Source organism: Rhodovastum atsumiense (assembly GCF_937425535.1).
Lineage (GTDB): Bacteria > Pseudomonadota > Alphaproteobacteria > Acetobacterales > Acetobacteraceae > Rhodovastum > Rhodovastum atsumiense.
On record NZ_OW485601.1, the window covers coordinates 4,227,134 to 4,244,157 of the forward strand.

Genomic DNA, 17,024 nt, shown 5'->3' on the forward strand with positions numbered 1-17,024 from the left:
TCCTTGCGGGGTCATCAGCGGATGGCCCAGAGATCGAGCTCCAGGCCGGGGAAATTGCCGGACACATGGATGGCGAAGCCGCCCGATGCCTGCATCTGCTGCCAGTGCGGGCTGTTGCGGTCGAGCTCGAAATACAGCGCGCCCGGCACGAAGGGCATCTGCCGTGGCGCCACCGGCAAGGCCCGCAATTCGATCCCGGGCAGCGCGACATTGACCAGTTCGCGGATGTGCTCGACCGCGCCGATCTTGGCGGTGGCGGGGAAGTTGCGGCGCAGCGCCTCCGCCGGCATGTCCGCCCTGACCACCAGCACGATGCCCGCCCCGCCCAGCAGCGTGCGGTCGGGGATCGGCGCCACGCGCACATTGTGCCGGCGTTCCTGCAACGGCAGCCGCACCGCGGTCTGTTCCAGCACCGCCGAGAGCGAGCGGCGGATGTCGCTCACCACCGGCGCGAAGGAGCGCTGCAGGTCCTCGTGACGGTACGCCGGATAGGTGGCGCCGCGGCGCGTGCTGTCGGTGAAGGTGGCCAGTTCGCCCGCCATCTGCACCAGCACCCGGTACAGCGCCTCCGGGTGCAGCGCGCCGGAGGTGGCGAAATGGGCGAACAGCGCCCGCCAGCCATTCACCGCCTGCAGCAGCAGGAAATCGGCAAGCTCCGTGTTGCTCTTGAGGCCGGTCGCGGTCAGCCGCGCCGCCAGCGCCTCGGCCCGCTGGCCGAGCATGCCCGACAGTTCCACCAGCAGCGTCGCCAGCGCCGGCGCGGCGGCGCAGGTGAGGGCGGGCGGCACCCAGCTTTCGTCCAGCACCACCCGCCGGTCGGCCATGACCTCGACCACGCGCGCGAAGGGCAGGCAGGCATAGCCGGAGCGGTCATCGGTCTCCAGCAGCGTGCGCAGACGCAGGCGGCCGATTTGCAGCGGCGCCGGTTCGCTGTCGCGGGAATGCGTGTCGAAGGCATCGAACGCCTCGATGCGGTAGCGTTCCTCGTCCTCGCCCTCGCCGAGTTCCGGCGCGCCGGGACGCCAGAGCGGGGCCGCCAGGAACACCAGGGCGTTGCGCGTGCTCTCCGGCACCAGCAACGGGGCTGGCGGCGGCGCCTCGTCCGGCACTGCGAAGGCGGTGCCGTCGTCGAACAGCCCCGAGGCCGCCGCCACCGCGACGCGGCCGACGCCGAGCAGGTCGCGATCGACCCGCAGCGAGGCGAACCCCCAGGGAAACGGGCAGAGCACGCCGGCACTGGAGCGGATCTGGCGTTCCACCCAGCGGTCCTGCTGCTGGAAGTGCTGCGCCCGCAGGAACATGCCCTCCTGCCACGCGACGCGGTTGCTCCAGCTCACGGGGCTTGCTCCTCTCGCTGTGATCGCTCGTGCTCCTGCGCGGCGATGCCGGCCTGCACCTGCTCGTAGGCGCGCACGAAGGCGCGTCCGAAGACGCTGTCGAAATCATCGGCGAGCGCGCGCGTCAGCTCGGCGTGGCGCGCGGCCATCGCCTGCCAGGCCCGCCGGTGCCGCTGTCCCGGCACCCGGTCGAGGCCGCCCGGCGGCAGCCGGGCCAGCACCCGCGCGGGGTCGAGGCTGTCCAGCATCTCCCGCACGGCGACCTGCATGGCGGCGGACACCGCGAGGTCGTGGCGGCGGATGTCGCGCAACGCCTCGTTCACCGCCCGCTCCGCGCTCATGTCGCCGCGCCGGCCGATGCCCAGCAGTGCGCTGACCGCGTCGTCGTCGCCGGCGGCGAACTTGAGCGGGTTGTTGCCGCTCGCCCGGATCATCGTCTGCTCGATGCGGAACTCGTTCTTGATGGTGGCGCGCGCGATCATGGCGCGGCGCAGCCCCACCACCATGGCGCGGAAGGCGCGGCCGAGCGCGGAAAGCGCCTCGGCGGGGGGCAGGGTTGGCTCTCCCGCGATGCCGGCGGCGGCGGCGACGCGCGCGAACGCCGCTGCCGCGCTGTCCCCCGGCGCATCGGCGGGGGCCTCCGGCGCCGGCACGGGGGCGGGTGGGGGCGGCCCGCCCGCCGTGTCGTCCGCCATGTCGTCCGCTGGCGCGTCCCAGCCAAGATCCCAGTCTGGCGGCAGCAACTCCGAGACCGGGCGCGGCGGGTCGAAATGCGCGTCCAGCGCCGGGACATGGTCGGCCACCGGCAGCGGCGCGTCCCCGAACACGCCATCCTGGCCAAGCTGGTTGAAATCCTGCGGCAGCCCGATGCCGAACGCATCGCCCTCTGCGGGCGGGAAGGGATCGGCGGTGACGCGCGCGAAGCCAGGGCCGATGCCGGTGGCCTCGTCGGACGCCGGGGCCGCGCCCTCTTCGATCCGGATCTCGATCTCGTAGGCGCCGAGGCCGATCCGGTCGCCGTCGCGCAGCGCCCGCGCGGCGCCGGGAGAGAGGCAGGCGCCGTTGACGAAGGTGCCGTTGCGGCTGGTGTCGGTGACCTGCCAGGCGCCGGCCTGCCGGCCGATCAGGCAATGCCGCTTCGAGAGGATGCGCTCCGGGTCCGCCAGCACCCAGCCATTGTCGCTGCCCCGCCCGAGCGTGACCGTGTCGGCCTCGATCCGGCGCGATTCCGGCGTGATGCCGGCCGGCGCGCGCAGCATGGCCAGGGACAGCGTCATGAGCCTGCCTCCGCCGCGTGCGGGCCGGGCGGGATCTGCGCGATGCGGCCGGCCTCGCCATGGGCGATGGCCAGTCCGCTGGCAATGAACCGGCGCGCCACGCTCTCCCGCCGCCGCGCCGCGTCGGCGTCGGGCACGCCCTCGCCGGCGCGGTCGAGCGCCTGGAAGACGGCCCCCTCCACGCCGGGGCCGAACCCCGCCATGCCGCCAAGCGCGTGGTTCCAGGAGATGGCGAGGCCAAGCCAGCCCGCCGGCAGGCCGGTGCAGTTGCGCGCCGCCGCGATGATGGCGTGCCGCCGCCGCTCGTCCGCGGGTTGGCGCACCCAGGCTTCCACCGCCGCCAGCGTCGCGCGCTCCGCCGGCAGGTCCGGCGCGGGCAGGGTCGCGGTTGCGCACATGCAGCCCCACCACATGGCCTCGCGTCCCGGCAGCGCATGGGCGAGAAAGCGGAGGGCGTCGTCGAGCCGGCCGGCTTCCATCAGGTGTTCCAGCAGCCGCGCGGGCTGCGCCAGCAATGCCTGCAGCGCGGGGTCCTCTTCCGCGAGGCAAAGCGCGCGCTGCAGCTCCGGCAGGGAGAGCACCTGCAGCCTGTTGTCCGTTCCCGCGGGGGATTGCGTCATGCGGCCACGCTCCTCAGGGCAACGGCAAGGGCGGTGGGGCGGTGAATTTCGGTGTCGCCAGGACCACCCTGGCCGCGACGACCTGAAAGGCGGTGGTGAAGGTGTTCACGGTCATCGCCCGGGTCGTCACCGAGGCCGCGTCGGTGATCACACTTGCCGCCCGTGTCGTCACCGAGGCCGCGTTGGTGGTCACGCTGGTCGCCTGGGTCGTCACCGAGGGCGCGGTGATGGTGATGCCCTGCGGCGTGAGGGTGATCGTGCTCGCGCCCACGCGCAGGGTGATGCGTTGCGCGGCGGTGATGTCGATGGCGCCGGCATCGGCACGGACGTTGATATTTCCGGTCCGGCTGACCAGGCTGTGGTCGTGCTTCACCGTGACCGACTGGTCGTGGCCGATCTCGATGCGGCGGTCGTGCTCGACCTCGGTGCGGTAGTCCTTCTGCGCGTGCAGGAAGACCAGCTCATCGCCCTTGCGGTCGTCGAAGGACAGCTCGGAATAGTCCTGCGTCCCGCCGCGCAGGGTGGAGCGGCTGCGGAATCCCTGCTTCGTCTGCTCCGCCGGCAGGGGAAAGACCGGCGGCATGTCCTGGTGGTAGAAGCCCCCGACCACCACCGGCACGTCCGGGTCGCCGTTCATGAAGGCGACCGCGACCTCGGTGCCGACCCGCGGCAGGTGCTGCCAGCCCCAGCGCGATCCGGCCCAGGCATGGGCGATGCGCACCCAGGTGGCCATGCCGGCCACCGTGTCCTTGCGGTGGTCGAACAGCAGCCGCACCTTCACCCGCGCGAGCTCGTCGGTGTGGATCTCCTCGCCCGCGTTGCCGAGCACGATGGCCGAGAACAGGCCCGCCATCGACGGGCGCGGGAGGTCGAGCGGCTCGCGCCAGGGCGTTGCCTGCAGCAGGCAGGTGACGTGGTTCTCGTACTGGCCGTGCCCGCCGCCGGTGATCCAGCTATCGTCGCTGGCGATGTGCTCGACGCCGTGGATCGCATGATCCACGGCCTGGGCACCGGTGAAGGGATCGCGCGCCAGGGTAAAGCGTGCGCCCGGCACGAACTCCGGGTTGTAGCCATGGGCGCTGCGCAGCGCCGCCCGCGCCTCGTCCGCCTCGATGCGGAAGCGCGCGCGCGCGGCGGCGATGCGGTTCTCCAGCGTCATCGCCGGCCAGTGGAACGCCTTGCGCGTCGCCGCCCCGGCGGTGGCGAGCGTGGTCGCCTGCTCGCCCTGCACCGGCGCCGAGGGGCGCGTCGGATCGTAGTCCTGCAGCCGCACCGCGCCGGTCGTGGTTCGCAGCGCCTCGCTCCAGCGATCGAGCACGTCGATGTTCTCGCCTTCGTGGACCACCCGGTGCAGCGGCTCCGCCAGTGGGCGGAAGGCCTGGTTGCGGTCGGTGACGATCAGCCGGTGCGCGTCGCGTTCGTGCTCGAAATAGTAGAAATACCCGGATTCCTGCATCACCCGTTCGACGAAGGCCAGGTCGGTCTCGTTGTACTGCGTGGTGTATTCGCGCACCGGGCGGTCGCCGTAGATGCGGAACTCCACCGGCGCGACGCGGTGTTCGGCGAAGATCTCCTGCAGGATCTGCACCGCGCTCTTCTGCTGGAAGATGCGGCAATCCACCGTCTGGTCCAGGAAGCGCAGCCAGGGCACCACTTCCAGCCGGTACTGCCAGCGGTCGCGCCGGGCCAGCCCGACCGCCTCCATGCGGCGGACCACGCCATGGATGTGCCGGTCCCGGCCGGGCTGGCGGCGGATCGTCAGGCGGACCGGCCGGACCAGCAGCTCCTGCGGGTCGATCGCGCGCACGGTCGAGACGACGGTGATCTCGGCGCAAAACGGCGTGCTCAGCCGCTCGGTGGCGTGCAGGCCGATGGCGTGCAGCGTGCCCTGCTGGATCGGCAGCGTGTCGTCGCCGAGCGGCGATGCCAGCAGCAGCAGCGGATTGACCGTGCCCGCGCTCATCGGGCCGGCCCGCCGGGGCAAGGGACGAAAACCACGAAGCTGTGCATGATGCCGGTCCTGATTCCTCGCACCGTCGCGGGACAGGTTGGCCGTGCCCGGCTACAGCTTGATGTCGCGGGCGCGCGGTTTGGCTACATCTGTAGCCTTGCCCCGGCCCGCGCCGGGGTCAGGCCGGCGTCACCGGAAGCGTGAACACGTAGCCGACGCCGCGTTCAGTGCGGATCACGCTCGGCGCGCTGGGATTGGATTCCAGCTTGCGCCGCAGCCGCAGGATCTGCACGTCGATGCTGCGGTCGAAGACGTCCTCGTGCACGCGCGTCGCCTGCAGCAATTGCTCGCGGCTGAGCGGGCGCTGCGGCGCTTCGACGAAGGCGCAGAGCAGCGCGTATTCGCCCTTGGTGAGCGTGACCGGGCCGTCCGGGCCGTGCAGCCGCCGCGCCCGGCGGTCGAGCGTCCATTGGCCGAAGCGCAGGGTGGTTTCCCGCCGGTCCTGCGGCGTCGTCGCGGTGTCCGGCGCGGCGCGGGGCGCTTCCAGCCGGCGCAGCACCACGCGGATGCGCGCGAGCAGCTCGCGTAGGCTGAAGGGCTTGGTCAGGTAGTCGTCGGCGCCGAGTTCCAGCCCGACGACACGATCGATCTCGTCCTTGCGATGGCCCGTGGTGATGATCACCGGAAGGTCGGAGTGGGTGCGCAGTTCCCGCAGCAGGTCGAGCCCGTTCTCCTGCCCCAGCCGCAGGTCGAGGATGACGAGGTTGTAGCGGCCCGCCGCCAGCAGGCGCTGCATCTCCTGCGCGCCGCCGGCCCGCCCGACCTGGATGTCGTGCTGGGAGAGGTAGTCCGCGACCATTCCCTGCATGCCGGGATCGTCCTCGACGAGCAGGACGCGAATGACATTGCGGGATGACATTTCGTCTCCTGGGGCGTAGCCAGACGGCTTGCGACAGCGCCGTTCTGCCGCCTGGGACGGACGCTGTCGAGGCATCGAACGGGACCGGAAGAAGTACCCAGTGGCACCTGTCGGCCGTTGCCTGTTCTGCCTTGTCCTGACCTGGACCATGGCGGCCGCCCAGGTGCCGTCGCCAGCCGAGGAGCCGATCACGCCGGTCCCGCCGCCGCCGCCGGTGGATGCGCGGCGGGTCGCGCTCGGCGCCGCGCTGTTCGCCGATCCGCGCCTGTCCCGCGATGGCACGCGAAGTTGTGCGTCCTGTCACGATCTCGCCAGCAACGGCGCCTCGGCACTGGCGCGCGACCATGCCCCCGATGGCAGCCCCATCGCCACCAACACCAACACCGTCTTCAACGCGGCGCTCAGCTTCCGGCTGAACTGGGCGGGCAGCGCCCGGACGCTGGAGGAGCAGGCGGAAGGCGCCCTCCTGCGGCCCGACATCATGGCCAATACGCGCGCGCAGGCGGTCGCGACGCTCGTCGCCGATCCGGCCATGGCCCGGTCCTTCCGCGACGCCTATGGCCATGTTCCGGACTGGCCCTCGCTGCTCGACGCCATCGCGACCTTCGAGCGCACCCTGTTGACGCCGGACAGCCGGTTCGATCGCTGGCTGAAGGGCGATGCCACCGCCCTGAGCCCGGAGGAGAAGGCCGGCTACGAGACCTTCCGCTCGCTCGGATGCATCGCCTGTCACCAGGGCGTGAACATCGGCGGCAACCTGTTCGAACGGGTCGGCGTGTTGCGGGCGGTTCCCGGCCTGGAGCGCAAGGTGATGCGCGTGCCGAGCCTGCGCAACGTCGCGGTCACGCCGCCCTATCTGGACGACGGCAGCGCGAAGACGCTGGACGACGCCGTGCGCCGCATGGCGGTCGGGCAGCTCGGCCTCGACCTGACGGAGGCCGAGGTGTCCCGGATCGTGGCGTTCCTGGGCAGCCTGACCGGCCAGTACGAAGGTCGTCCGCTGCGGGCGCCACAATGATCGCCTTCCTGCGCGGCATGGCCGTCATCCTGCCGATGCTGGCGCTGCTGACCTGGCTGCTGGTGCACAGCCTGGGTCCGCGCAACGACGATTACGCGCAGGCGCAGCGCGTGGTGCTCGGGCTTGCTGCGGGCGAGTCCGACCTGCAGCGCGACGTGCTGATGGCGCGCGCGGGATTGCTGCGCAACTACGATCCCCTGGTCGCCGATATCGGGCGGTTGTGGTGGATGGCGGAGGCGCTGCGGCAGCATCCCATGATGCAGGCCGACGCCGCGGCGACGCTGGCGGAGCTGGCCGACACCATCGGGCGGATGGAGGCGTTGCTCGAGGACTTCAAGAGTCGCAACGCGCTGCTGCAGAACTCGCTGGCCTATTTCGATGCGCTGCAGCAGCGGCTGGCCGCAGCGGAGGCGGATCCGGTGGTCACGCCGGCAGTGGTCGCGCTCGGCAACGCGATGCTGCATCTGGTGCGCGACCCGTCCGCCGGCGCGCAGCAGCGGACCCGGCAGCGCCTGCAGGCGGTCATGGCCGCCGTCGTCGGCCACCGGGACATGCCGGACGGGCGCGGCCTGCAATTGCTGGTCCTGCACAGCCGCCTGCTGCTGGACCTGCTGCCGGCGGTCGACGACGACCTGCGCCGGTTGCTGGCGATCTCGACAGGCGAGCTGCGCAGCCGCATCCGCGCCAGCCAGGATGCGCGGCGGATGGCCGAGCAGCGGCAGGCGGAGCGGTTCCGCCTGGGGCTGTACGGGCTGGCGATGCTGCTTGCGGTGCTGCTGGTCCGCGTCGGCCTGCAATGGCGGGCCGGCCTGCACCTCCTGCGCCAGGGCGCGCGCATGGAAGCGCTGATCTCCGAGATGTCTTACCGGCTGGCGACCGCCCCCTGGGGCCGGTTCGAGGCGTACCTGGACGAGGTGCTGGCGGAGCTGGGCCGGGCCTTCGATGCCGACCGTGCCTATCTCGTCCTCGACCGGGGGCAACCCACCCGCCGGATTTGGCACGCGCCGGGAGCGGAGGCGACGGGGGTTGCCCCGGAACGGGTGCTCGACGCGGTCAGGGCGGCATCGCCGACCCCGGAGGGCATCATGACCCTGTCCGGGCTGCCGGAAGGAGATCTGCGCGCGCTGTTGCGGGGCGCGGGTGTCGCGCAATGCTGCGCCGTGCCGCTGCGGCTGGGCGACGAGCCGGCCGGCCTGCTCGGCTTCGAGCGTGTCCGCGCGGCGCGGCGTTGGCCGGAGGTCGGCACCGGCTTCGTCCGCATGGCGGGCGAGGTACTGCAGGCCGCGTTGGAGCGCCGCCGCGCCGCCACCCGGCAGGCCGAATTCGAGGCGCGGCTGCACCGCGCGCGGCGCCTGGAGGCGATCGGCACCTTCGCCAGCGGCATCGCGCACAACTTCAACAACGTGCTCGGTGCCATGCTCGGCCATGCGGAGATGGCGGAGGAAGCGACGCCACCGGGCGGCGCGGCGGTGCGCCACATCGCGGAGATCCAGCGCGCCGGGGCGCGGGCGCACGAGCTGGTGGCCCGCATTCTCGATTTCGGCGCACGGCAGAAGACCCGGCACCGCACGGTTCCGGTCGATGGGCTGCTCGCTGAGACGATCGCGCTGTTGCGTGGCCTGGTGTCGCATGACGTGGAACTGCTGCTGGAGCCGCGCGCGCCGGGACAAATGGTGTCCGGTGACCCGGTCCAGTTGCAGCAGGTGCTGGTCAATCTGGTGAAGAATGCCTTCCAGGCCATGCCGAAGGGGGGGCGCGTGACCATCCAGGTGGAGGCGGTGCGGTCCGACCAGCCTCTCGCGCTGTCGCACGACACGCTGCCGCCGGGGGCCTTCGTGCGCATCGGCGTCGTCGATACCGGCACCGGCATGGACGCGGTGACGCTGGCCAATATCTTCCGTCCCTTCTTCACCACCAAGCCCGCCGGCACCGGGCTCGGCCTCGCCACCGTGCGCGAGATCGTGCTGGACCATGGCGGCGTCGTCGATGTGCGCACCTCCCCGCATTTCGGCAGCGTCTTCAGCGTCTGGCTGCCCTCCGGCGGCGAGGCCGGGGGCGTGCCCGCCGTCGCCGGCCCGACCGGGCAGACCGTCATGCTGGTCGGGCTGGAGCCAGACAACATCCTCGGCGACGAGGAGATGATCGCGGCGCTCGGCTACGAGCCGGTCAGCTTCGCAACCCCCGAACAGGCCCTTGCCGCCGTGCAACGGACGCCCGACGGCTTCGACGCCGTGCTCGTCACCCTGCACGCGCTCGACGAGGACGGCATCGCGATGCTGCGCGTGCTCTCGGCGGGCATGGCGGGGCGGCCGTTCATCCTGGTGACGACGGAGGCAAGCGACCTCGACCCGTCCCAACTGATCGAGCTGGGGGCGAGGGAAATCCTGCAGCGGCCGCTGCGCTCGGCCCGGGTCGCGGCGGCGCTGATGGAGGTGCGGCAGGCGTGAGGCGGCGCCTGCTGCGCGGCGGCATCCTCAGGCCAGCATTTCCATGAAGGCCTTGATGCGGGTGATCTGTTCCTCGGTGGGCGGCTCCCGATGGACATCGGTGTCGATGGCGATCAGCGGCACCCCGATCTGCTTGAAGTGGTCGCGTTCCAGTTGCTGCATCATGCTGGCGTAAGGGCAGCCGATCAGCGAGGCGGACACGATGCCGCGCGCGCCGGTGCGGCGCACGGCCTCTTCCACCAGCGTGCGCCGGTACGACACCGACGCGCCCACCGCTTCTCCAAGATCGCCACGGCCCTGTGCGTCCAGCACGTAGTGGGCGAGCGATTCCAGCGGCGGCACGTCTTCCCGATACTCATAGGTGCCGTTCATCACCCAGCCGACGATCACGCCATGCGATTCCTCGATGGCGTCGAGGATGCGCTGGTTGCCGACGCCACCGGCGATCACCAGCGGAATGTACGACGGTGGCAGCGGCAACGGTTCAAGCGCCTCCAGCTCGCCGATCAGCAGGTCGAGGGCGGCACCGAAGGCGTCGAGATCGCCGTAGCCGTGCATCGATCCCATGAAGATCTGCCGCGTCCGGCTGGCCGACACATAGAACGGGTGGACGGCGCGCAGCTCCACCAGGTGCTTCACCTTGCGGATGACGCTGTTCTTGCGCCGGATCTCCTCGGCCACCCGGTCCTCGTCGGCCGGGCGGCCGGTCAGCCACACCGCCACCCGATGCAGCTCCCGCACCAGGAAGGCGACCGCATGCGGGCGCTTTTCCTCCGGCGTGAAGGCCGAGACGGTCTCGATGGTGTGGATGTCGTAGCCGTCGCGCCGGGCCAGTTCGAACACCGCGTTGACCGGCTCGCATCCCGATCCGAAATGCAGCACCTTCTTGATGTGGCGGTCGCGGTCGGCATGCAGCCGGCCGATCATCGCCTTGATCATCGAGCAGAACTCACCCGGCACCTGGAAATGGTCCTCGGCGGTTGCCTCCGAGCGGCGGCTGTCGGTGGCCCAGAGCTGGTCATGCGCCACCGGGATGGTGTCGCAGGCGAACACCAGCGGCGATTCCCAACTGCGCCCGCCCCAGATGACCTGGCGCCCGGCCTCGGCCAACTGGTGGATGTTCTCGAGCGAATAGGTGGCGGCGATCTCATCCAGCGCGGCGAGGCCGGGCGAGTGAACCGCCTGGTGGAATCCGGTCGTGTCACCCGGGATGCCGGAGGAACGGCGCTCAATCACATCGCTCATGACGAGGGTCCTGTTTGCAGGGGGGATCGGGCGGCGGGGCAGGGGTGCAAAATATCCTATTCAAACGCGTTTATATCGCAATACTACTAATTCGCGATGTTATAAAACCCCGCGCACCCACCCGCGCGACAGCGATGGAGATCCCGGCATGTCCCAGGACAGCGTCACCGATCACCGGCATGCGGCCCCCCCGCGCGCGGTCGAGACCTTCCCGGAGCGCTTCCGCGGTGCCGCCGGCTTCTACACCTCCGGACGCCCGGCCTATCCGCAGCGCCTTGCCCGCCGCGTCGCCACGCTGGTGGGCGGGCTGGAACAGGGCCGGGTGCTCGACCTCGGCACCGGCCCGGGCTTCCTCGCCATCGACTTCGCCCCCCTGGCCGGCGCGGTGATCGGCGTCGATCCGGAACCGGCCATGCTGGCGGCGGCCGAACGCAACGCCGCCGCTGCCGCCGCCGGCCGGCGCATCCGCTTCCTCCCCGGCACCGGCGAGACGCTCGATCCGGGGCTCGCGCCGTTGCGGCTGGTGACGATCGGCCGGGCCTTCCACTGGATGGACCGGCCGCGCACCCTGGCGGTGCTCGACCGCCTGGTGGCGCCGCGGGGGGCGGTGGCGCTGTTCGGCACCGCCTATCCCGACGTGCCCGAGAATGCCTGGGTGCCGGCCTTCCAGGCGGTGCTGGATCGCTACGACGATGCCGATCCCGCCCGCACCCATCTGCGCACCGCCCGCAACCACGACGCCGAATTGCTGGCCTCCACGTTCGGCCACCTGGAACGGGTCGCCGTGCTGGAACGGCGGCGCACCCCGCTGGCGCGGCTGGTCGACCGGGCCTTTTCCTTCGGCAAGGTGTGGGGCGACCAGCCGGACCGGCTGCCGCCCACCCTGGCCGAAGAGGTGCGGGCGGCCCTGGCCCCGCATGCGGTGGAGGGCAGCATCACCGAGGTGGTGGAAGGCCGCGCCACCATCGCCTGGCGCCCCGGCGAGATCGACTGACCCCGCCCGGACCCGGAGCACGGCGATGGCACGTTTCCTGTTCGGGCCGGTGAACTCGCGGCGGCTGGGCCGGTCGCTCGGCGTGGACCTGCTGCCGTTCAAGACCTGTTCGCTCGACTGCATCTACTGCGAGTGCGGCTTCACCACCGACCACACCACCACCCGCCGCGAATTCGTCCCGACCGACGCGGTGATCGCCGAACTCGATGCGTATCTGGCCGAGGCGCCGCCGCCCGACCACGTCACCTTCTCGGGCGCGGGCGAGCCGACGCTGCATGCGGGCATCGGCCGTGTCATCGCCCATCTCAAGCAACGGCATTCCCGCTGCCGCGTGGCGGTGCTGACCAACGGCACCCTGCTCGGTGATCCCGCCGTGCGCGCCGATCTCGCTTTGGCTGACCTGGTGGTGCCGTCCCTCGACGGGGCGAGTGAGGCGGCGTTCGGCGCCATCTGCCGGCCCGCCCGTGGCCTCACGGTGGAGGCGGTGATCGCCGGCATCGCCGCCTTCCGCCGCGACTTCGCCGGGCTGCTGCTGCTGGAAATCTTCATCGTGCCCGGCCTCAACGACACTCCCGCCGAACTGGCCGCGCTGAAGGTGGCGGCCGGCCGCATCGGGCCCGATGCCATCCAGCTCAATCACCTCGACCGGCCGGCGCCGCATCCGGGCGTGGCGCCGGTGAGTCCGGCGGCGCTGCGGGCGATCCGTGACAGCTTCCGGCCGCTGCCGGTGCAGCCGGTGCGGGAGCGTGGCGCCGCCGAGGCGCCCCCCTGGAGCGACCCGGCGCTGCAGCAGGAGATCCTGGCCCTGCTGCAACGGGGGCCGGCCGACCTGCACCGGCTGTCGGCGCTGAGCGGCCTGCGCACGGGCGATCTCGCGAAGATCCTGGCCCGCATGACGGACCAGGGCCTGGTGCGGGCGGAGAGCGGCGGCCTGTTCCGGCCGGTGCCCCGCGTCAGGCGGCCCTCGACGCCGCCCTGACCCCGGCGAGGAAGGACCCGATCTCACGGTTCAGCCCCTCGGCCTGGCGCGAGAGGTCGCGGGCGGCACCGAGCACGTTGTTGGCGCCGCTGCCCGCGTCCTTCGCCGCGCGGTCCACATCGGCGATGCTGTGGGTCACTTCCCGCGCGCCCGCCGCCATCTGCTGCGCGTTGCGCGCGATCGCCTGCGTGGTGGCCCCCTGTTCCTCGACCGAGGCGGCGATCAGCGCCGTGGTCTGGCTGACCTGGCCGATGGCGCCGGCGATCGCCTCGATGGCGGCGACGGCCTCGCGGGTCGCCACCTGGATCTGCCCGACCTGCACGGTGATGTCCTCGGTGGCCTTGGCGGTCTGCGAGGCCAGCGTCTTCACCTCGGAGGCCACCACGGCGAAGCCCCGTCCGGCCTCGCCCGCCCGTGCCGCCTCGATCGTCGCGTTCAGCGCCAGCAGGTTGGTCTGGCCGGCGATGCCGCTGATCAGCTCGACGACCTTGCCGATGCGCTCGGCGCCCTCGGCGAGCGAGCGGACGATGGTGCCGGTCTGCCGGGCATCGTCCGCCGCCTTGTCCGCGGCGGCGGTGGACTGGCTGACCTGGCGGGAGATCTCGCTGACCGAACTGGCAAGTTCCTCGGCCGCGGCGGCAACCGTCTGGATGTTGGCGTCAGCCTGCTCGGCCGCGCTGCTCACCGTCGTGGCGCGCTCGGCCGTGCGCCCGGTGGCGTCGGAGAGCGATTGCGCGGTGGTGTTGAGCAGTGTCGCCGCCGAGGACAGGCCGCCCACCATCTGCCCCGCATTCGCCTCGAAGCTGCGGGTCAGCGTGTCCAGCCGGCCTGCCCGCTCGGACTGCGCGGCCTGCCCGGCGGTCTGGGCGGCCGCCAGTGCGTCGGCCTCCTGCAGCCCGGTGCGGCACTCGCCGATGGCCCGCGCCAGTTCGCCGATTTCGTCGTCGCGCGCGGCGCAGGGCAGGTCGAAGGCATAGTCGCGGCGGCTGAGCTGGCGCGTGGTGCCCGACAGCCGCACGATCCGGGCGATGACGTTGGTGTTCATCCAGACGGCCGAGGCGATGGCGAGCAGGGCGGCGAGCAGGGTGGTGCCGCCGATCAGCCAGACGGTCTGGCGGAACGTGGCGCGGATGGCCTCGGTGCTTGCTGTCCCGGTCCGCTGGTTGTAGTCGAGCGAGGCCTGCACGGTGGCGCGCAGATGGCGGAAGGCCGGCGCCGTGTCGACGTTGTAGATCCTGGTCGCCGTGACCTGGTCGAGCTGGTTGTCCTCCAGCCGTGCGGTCGCCGCCGTGTAGTCGCGCCAGGCGGCGTCGATGGCCGGAACGATCCGGTTCGCCTCGATGCCGGGGTCGATGGAGGCCTCGTAGGCGCGGCGGCCGGTGGTGAATTCGGTGCGGGCCTCGTTCAGCAGGCCCTTCAGGTCGGACAGGCGTTCGGCGGTTGGGGCCAGCAGGTAGGAAGCCTGCACCGCCCGGAAGCGTTCGAGCGCCCGGGCCATGTCGTTGACGATCCGCAGCGTCGGGACGGAGTCCTCGGTGATCGCGGTGGCGGCATCGTTCAGCGCCGTCGCCTGGTACAGCGCGATGCCGCCGGCCAGGAGGACCACGAGGAACATCGCGCCGAAGGCAGTGAAGAGCCGGGTGACGATTGTCATGCGGGAGAACCTGGCATGGAGAGGGGCTGCCCTGTCCGGCGGGGATGCGGACCGGCGTCGGGCACGGGGTGGGGCGGAACGGCTGCGGGCAAAGGACCAACCGAAGTATTTTGCAATGAGCCTTAACACAATAAGTAGTATTTTTATACGAAAATGACAATCATAAATTGATTTACCGTTATTATATTTTGGGAAATATAAATAATATTGTCACGAAAAACAGATGCATGTTCGGCGTGCCGTGTGCGGAAGATGCTTTCGGATGCGAAAACAGCAACTTAATGTTGATTGTCATATCTTGTATCTCTACTTTGAATTTCACCAGCGAATTTTGCCGTCATCTGGATACGCAATGGCAATACGTGCCGTGTTGACACTGTCGCCTGCGCTGCTGCTGCCGCTCGGCATTGCGGCGACGTTGACGATCCTGCGCGCCATCCCCGACGAAGCCGCGCCGTTGCTTGCCCGCTATGCCGACGACCAGGCGGCGGTCGCGGGCGCGGTGGCGGCCGGTGCCACACTGATCGGCCTGGCCGCCCCGGGCGCGATCGCGGTGCAGGGCGCGCCAGGCCTGGTCGCCCGGCTGCGCGCGACCGGCGCCACCCGGATCACGCCGCTGCGCGCCGCCCTCGGCTGCCTGGCCGCCCCGTTCGACCCGCGTGAAAGAAGCTTCCGCAAATGACGTCAGCCGCTGCCGTTCCCCCGCCTGATCGCCTCATGGCCTTCCGTGCGGGCGGCGTGCGATTCCTTTTGGGCATGCTGTGGGCGCAGGGGCCGCTGGTCATTGCCGTCGGCGTGGCGAGCGGGCGTGGCATCGGCGTGGTCGCGACGCTGTGGGCGGTCTCCGCCCTCCTCGCCACGGCGGTGTGGCGGATCGATCCGGTGGGGGTCGGCACGCGCTGCACACTGGCCTCCGCGCTCGCCGGCATGCCGGCGCTGTTCCTCTATCTGCTGGAAGCCCATCCCTGGCAGCTTGACCTGCACATGGCCTTCTTCGTCGCGGTCGCCATGGCGTCCGTGCTGGCCTGCGTGCCGGCGCTGGTGGCCGCCACGCTCACCGTCGCGCTGCACCACCTGCTGCTGAACTTCCTGATGCCGCAATGGGTGTTCCTGGGCGGCGGCGATTTTTCGCGGGTGCTGTTGCACGCCGTCATCCTGATCGCGGAATCGGGCACGCTGGCCTGGATGGCGTTCACGCTGGTCCGGTTGATCCAGGCCGCCGACGCCGCCGCCGCCGCGACCGCCGCCGAGGCGGGGCAACGCGCTGTGGCCGAGCGCAGCCTCGCCGCCGAGCGCCAGCAGCACGAGGCCGACCGCACCCGCCGCCAGGCGGCGATGGACCGCCACACCCAGGATTTCGGGACCTCGATCTCCGGGGTGATGGGCGAGCTGGCCGGCGCCGCCGAGATGATGCGCCAGGCCGCGGACGGCATGACGCAGGCCGCCGGCGACGTGCACAGCCAGGCCGGGGGCACCGCCGAGGGCGCGGTGGCGTCCTCGCGCCAGCTCACTTCGGCGGCGGCGGCGCTGGAGGAACTGACCGCCAGCGTCGCCGAGATCGCCCGCCAGGCGGGCATCGCCGCGCAGGTGGCGCAGGAAGGGGTGACGCGCGCCGACGCCAGCCAGGGGGCCATGCGCGGCCTGACCGAGGCCACGGGACGGATCGGCGAAGTGGCCGGGCTGATCAGCGAGATCGCGAGCCAGACCAACCTGCTGGCGCTGAATGCCACGATCGAGGCGGCGCGCGCCGGGGAAGCCGGCCGTGGCTTCGCCGTGGTCGCGGGCGAGGTGAAGGCGCTGGCCGGGCAGACCGCGCGCGCCACCGCCGAGATCAGCGGCCAGATCGAGGCGGTGCGCGGCGCCACCGGCCAGTCGGTGGCGGCGATGCAGGACGTGGCGCAGATCATCGGCCGGCTGCAGGAAGTGGCGACGGTGATCGCCGCCGCGGTCAACCAGCAGAGCGCCACCACCCGCGACATCTCCGGCAACGTCCAGGGCGTGACGGCGCAGGCGCGGCAGGCAAGCGAGGCGATGCAGTCGGTGCTCGGCGTCTCCGACGCGACCGAGATCGCGAGCCGCAAGGTGCTGGCCGCCGCCGGCGGGATCGGGGAGCGGACCACGCTGCTGCGCGCCGAGATCGACAATTTCCTTGCCGCCCTGCGCGAGGATGGCAGCAACCGCCGCCGCTACGAACGCATCCCCGGCAACGGCACGATGGCGATGCTGGCGGCCGCCGGGCGCGGGCGCGTCACGGTGCCGGTGCAGGACATCTCGCGCGGCGGGCTGGCGGTGCTGTGCGACTGGACGCTGCCGGCCGGTGCCGAGGTCACGATCGAGCTGCCCCAGGCGGGCGGCGAGATCCATGCCCGGGTGGTGCGGTCGAACGGGCGCGACCTCGGGCTGGTGTTCCGCCAGGACGTGGCCACGCTGGCCCGCGTCGATCGCGTCCTCGCCGGGATCGGCGGCGCGGGCATGGCGGCCTGATCTCCGCGCATCGTGTGCCACGAAATGTATTCTATGTGTAATAATATGCACTAAATATAAATTATCTTATATTCATCAATCGTGCTTCCGATAAATCAA

Annotated in this window: 13 protein-coding genes; 6 read left to right on the forward strand and 7 right to left on the reverse strand. The window is 71.2% G+C overall.

Going from position 1 to position 17,024, the window contains the following annotated elements:
- Positions 1 to 14: 14 nt before the first annotated feature.
- The 5 genes from tssK to NBY65_RS19165 all read right to left on the reverse strand — a co-directional run bounded on the left by tssK (position 15) and on the right by NBY65_RS19165 (position 6,104).
- Entirely contained in the window at positions 15 to 1,337 is a 1,323-nt protein-coding gene (gene tssK, locus NBY65_RS19145) for a type VI secretion system baseplate subunit TssK (RefSeq protein WP_150040252.1), read from the reverse strand.
- The gene (gene tagH, locus NBY65_RS19150; protein ID WP_150040251.1) at positions 1,334 to 2,614 is read right to left on the reverse strand and encodes a type VI secretion system-associated FHA domain protein TagH; all 1,281 of its coding nucleotides are present in this window, start codon (positions 2,612 to 2,614) and stop codon (positions 1,334 to 1,336) included. Before tagH ends, tssK begins: the two co-directional genes overlap by 4 nt.
- Positions 2,611 to 3,234: a DUF6931 family protein gene (locus tag NBY65_RS19155; protein WP_150040250.1), complete on the reverse strand. Its 624-nt coding sequence runs from the start codon at positions 3,232 to 3,234 to the stop codon at positions 2,611 to 2,613. Before NBY65_RS19155 ends, tagH begins: the two co-directional genes overlap by 4 nt.
- 13 nt (positions 3,235 to 3,247) lie before the next feature.
- On the reverse strand, positions 3,248 to 5,197 hold the full coding sequence (locus tag NBY65_RS19160; protein ID WP_150040249.1) for a type VI secretion system Vgr family protein: 1,950 nt from the start codon (positions 5,195 to 5,197) through the stop codon (positions 3,248 to 3,250).
- Between the two features lie 166 nt (positions 5,198 to 5,363).
- The gene (locus tag NBY65_RS19165) at positions 5,364 to 6,104 is read right to left on the reverse strand and encodes a response regulator (RefSeq protein WP_150040248.1); all 741 of its coding nucleotides are present in this window, start codon (positions 6,102 to 6,104) and stop codon (positions 5,364 to 5,366) included.
- 100 nt (positions 6,105 to 6,204) lie between these two features.
- Between NBY65_RS19165 and NBY65_RS19170 the strand changes: the two genes are divergently transcribed.
- Together NBY65_RS19170 and NBY65_RS19175 are read left to right on the forward strand one after the other, a co-directional pair.
- A complete protein-coding gene (locus tag NBY65_RS19170) occupies positions 6,205 to 7,122 on the forward strand; it encodes a cytochrome-c peroxidase (protein ID WP_203330443.1) in 918 nt (305 codons plus the stop codon).
- Positions 7,119 to 9,569, forward strand: coding sequence for a two-component system VirA-like sensor kinase (locus NBY65_RS19175; RefSeq protein ID WP_150040247.1), 2,451 nt, complete (start codon positions 7,119 to 7,121; stop codon positions 9,567 to 9,569). Before NBY65_RS19170 ends, NBY65_RS19175 begins: the two co-directional genes overlap by 4 nt.
- Before the next feature lie 27 nt (positions 9,570 to 9,596).
- Here NBY65_RS19175 and NBY65_RS19180 read toward each other — a convergent pair whose 3' ends face one another.
- Positions 9,597 to 10,814, reverse strand: a complete 1,218-nt coding sequence (locus NBY65_RS19180; RefSeq protein WP_150040246.1) for a 2-hydroxyacyl-CoA dehydratase family protein — start codon at positions 10,812 to 10,814, stop codon at positions 9,597 to 9,599.
- Between the two features lie 148 nt (positions 10,815 to 10,962).
- Here NBY65_RS19180 and NBY65_RS19185 point away from each other — a divergent pair, with 148 nt between their 5' ends.
- Positions 10,963 to 11,808, forward strand: coding sequence for a class I SAM-dependent methyltransferase (locus NBY65_RS19185; protein WP_162530493.1), 846 nt, complete (start codon positions 10,963 to 10,965; stop codon positions 11,806 to 11,808).
- 25 nt (positions 11,809 to 11,833) lie between these two features.
- Complete coding sequence (locus NBY65_RS19190) at positions 11,834 to 12,787, forward strand: radical SAM protein (RefSeq protein ID WP_150040244.1); 954 nt, start codon at positions 11,834 to 11,836, stop codon at positions 12,785 to 12,787.
- Here the strand turns inward: NBY65_RS19190 and NBY65_RS19195 are convergent.
- Positions 12,762 to 14,441 carry a methyl-accepting chemotaxis protein gene (locus tag NBY65_RS19195; RefSeq protein ID WP_150040243.1) on the reverse strand — a complete coding sequence of 560 codons (1,680 nt, stop codon included), beginning with the start codon at positions 14,439 to 14,441 and terminating at the stop codon, positions 12,762 to 12,764. The genes NBY65_RS19190 and NBY65_RS19195 overlap by 26 nt on opposite strands.
- A 352-nt stretch (positions 14,442 to 14,793) precedes the next feature.
- On the opposite strand from NBY65_RS19195, the gene NBY65_RS19200 reads away from it, so the two are divergent.
- Positions 14,794 to 15,123: a hypothetical protein gene (locus NBY65_RS19200; RefSeq protein ID WP_150040242.1), complete on the forward strand. Its 330-nt coding sequence runs from the start codon at positions 14,794 to 14,796 to the stop codon at positions 15,121 to 15,123.
- A gap of 56 nt (positions 15,124 to 15,179) precedes the next feature.
- Complete coding sequence (locus NBY65_RS19205) at positions 15,180 to 16,925, forward strand: methyl-accepting chemotaxis protein (protein WP_150040241.1); 1,746 nt, start codon at positions 15,180 to 15,182, stop codon at positions 16,923 to 16,925.
- Positions 16,926 to 17,024: the final 99 nt, after the last annotated feature.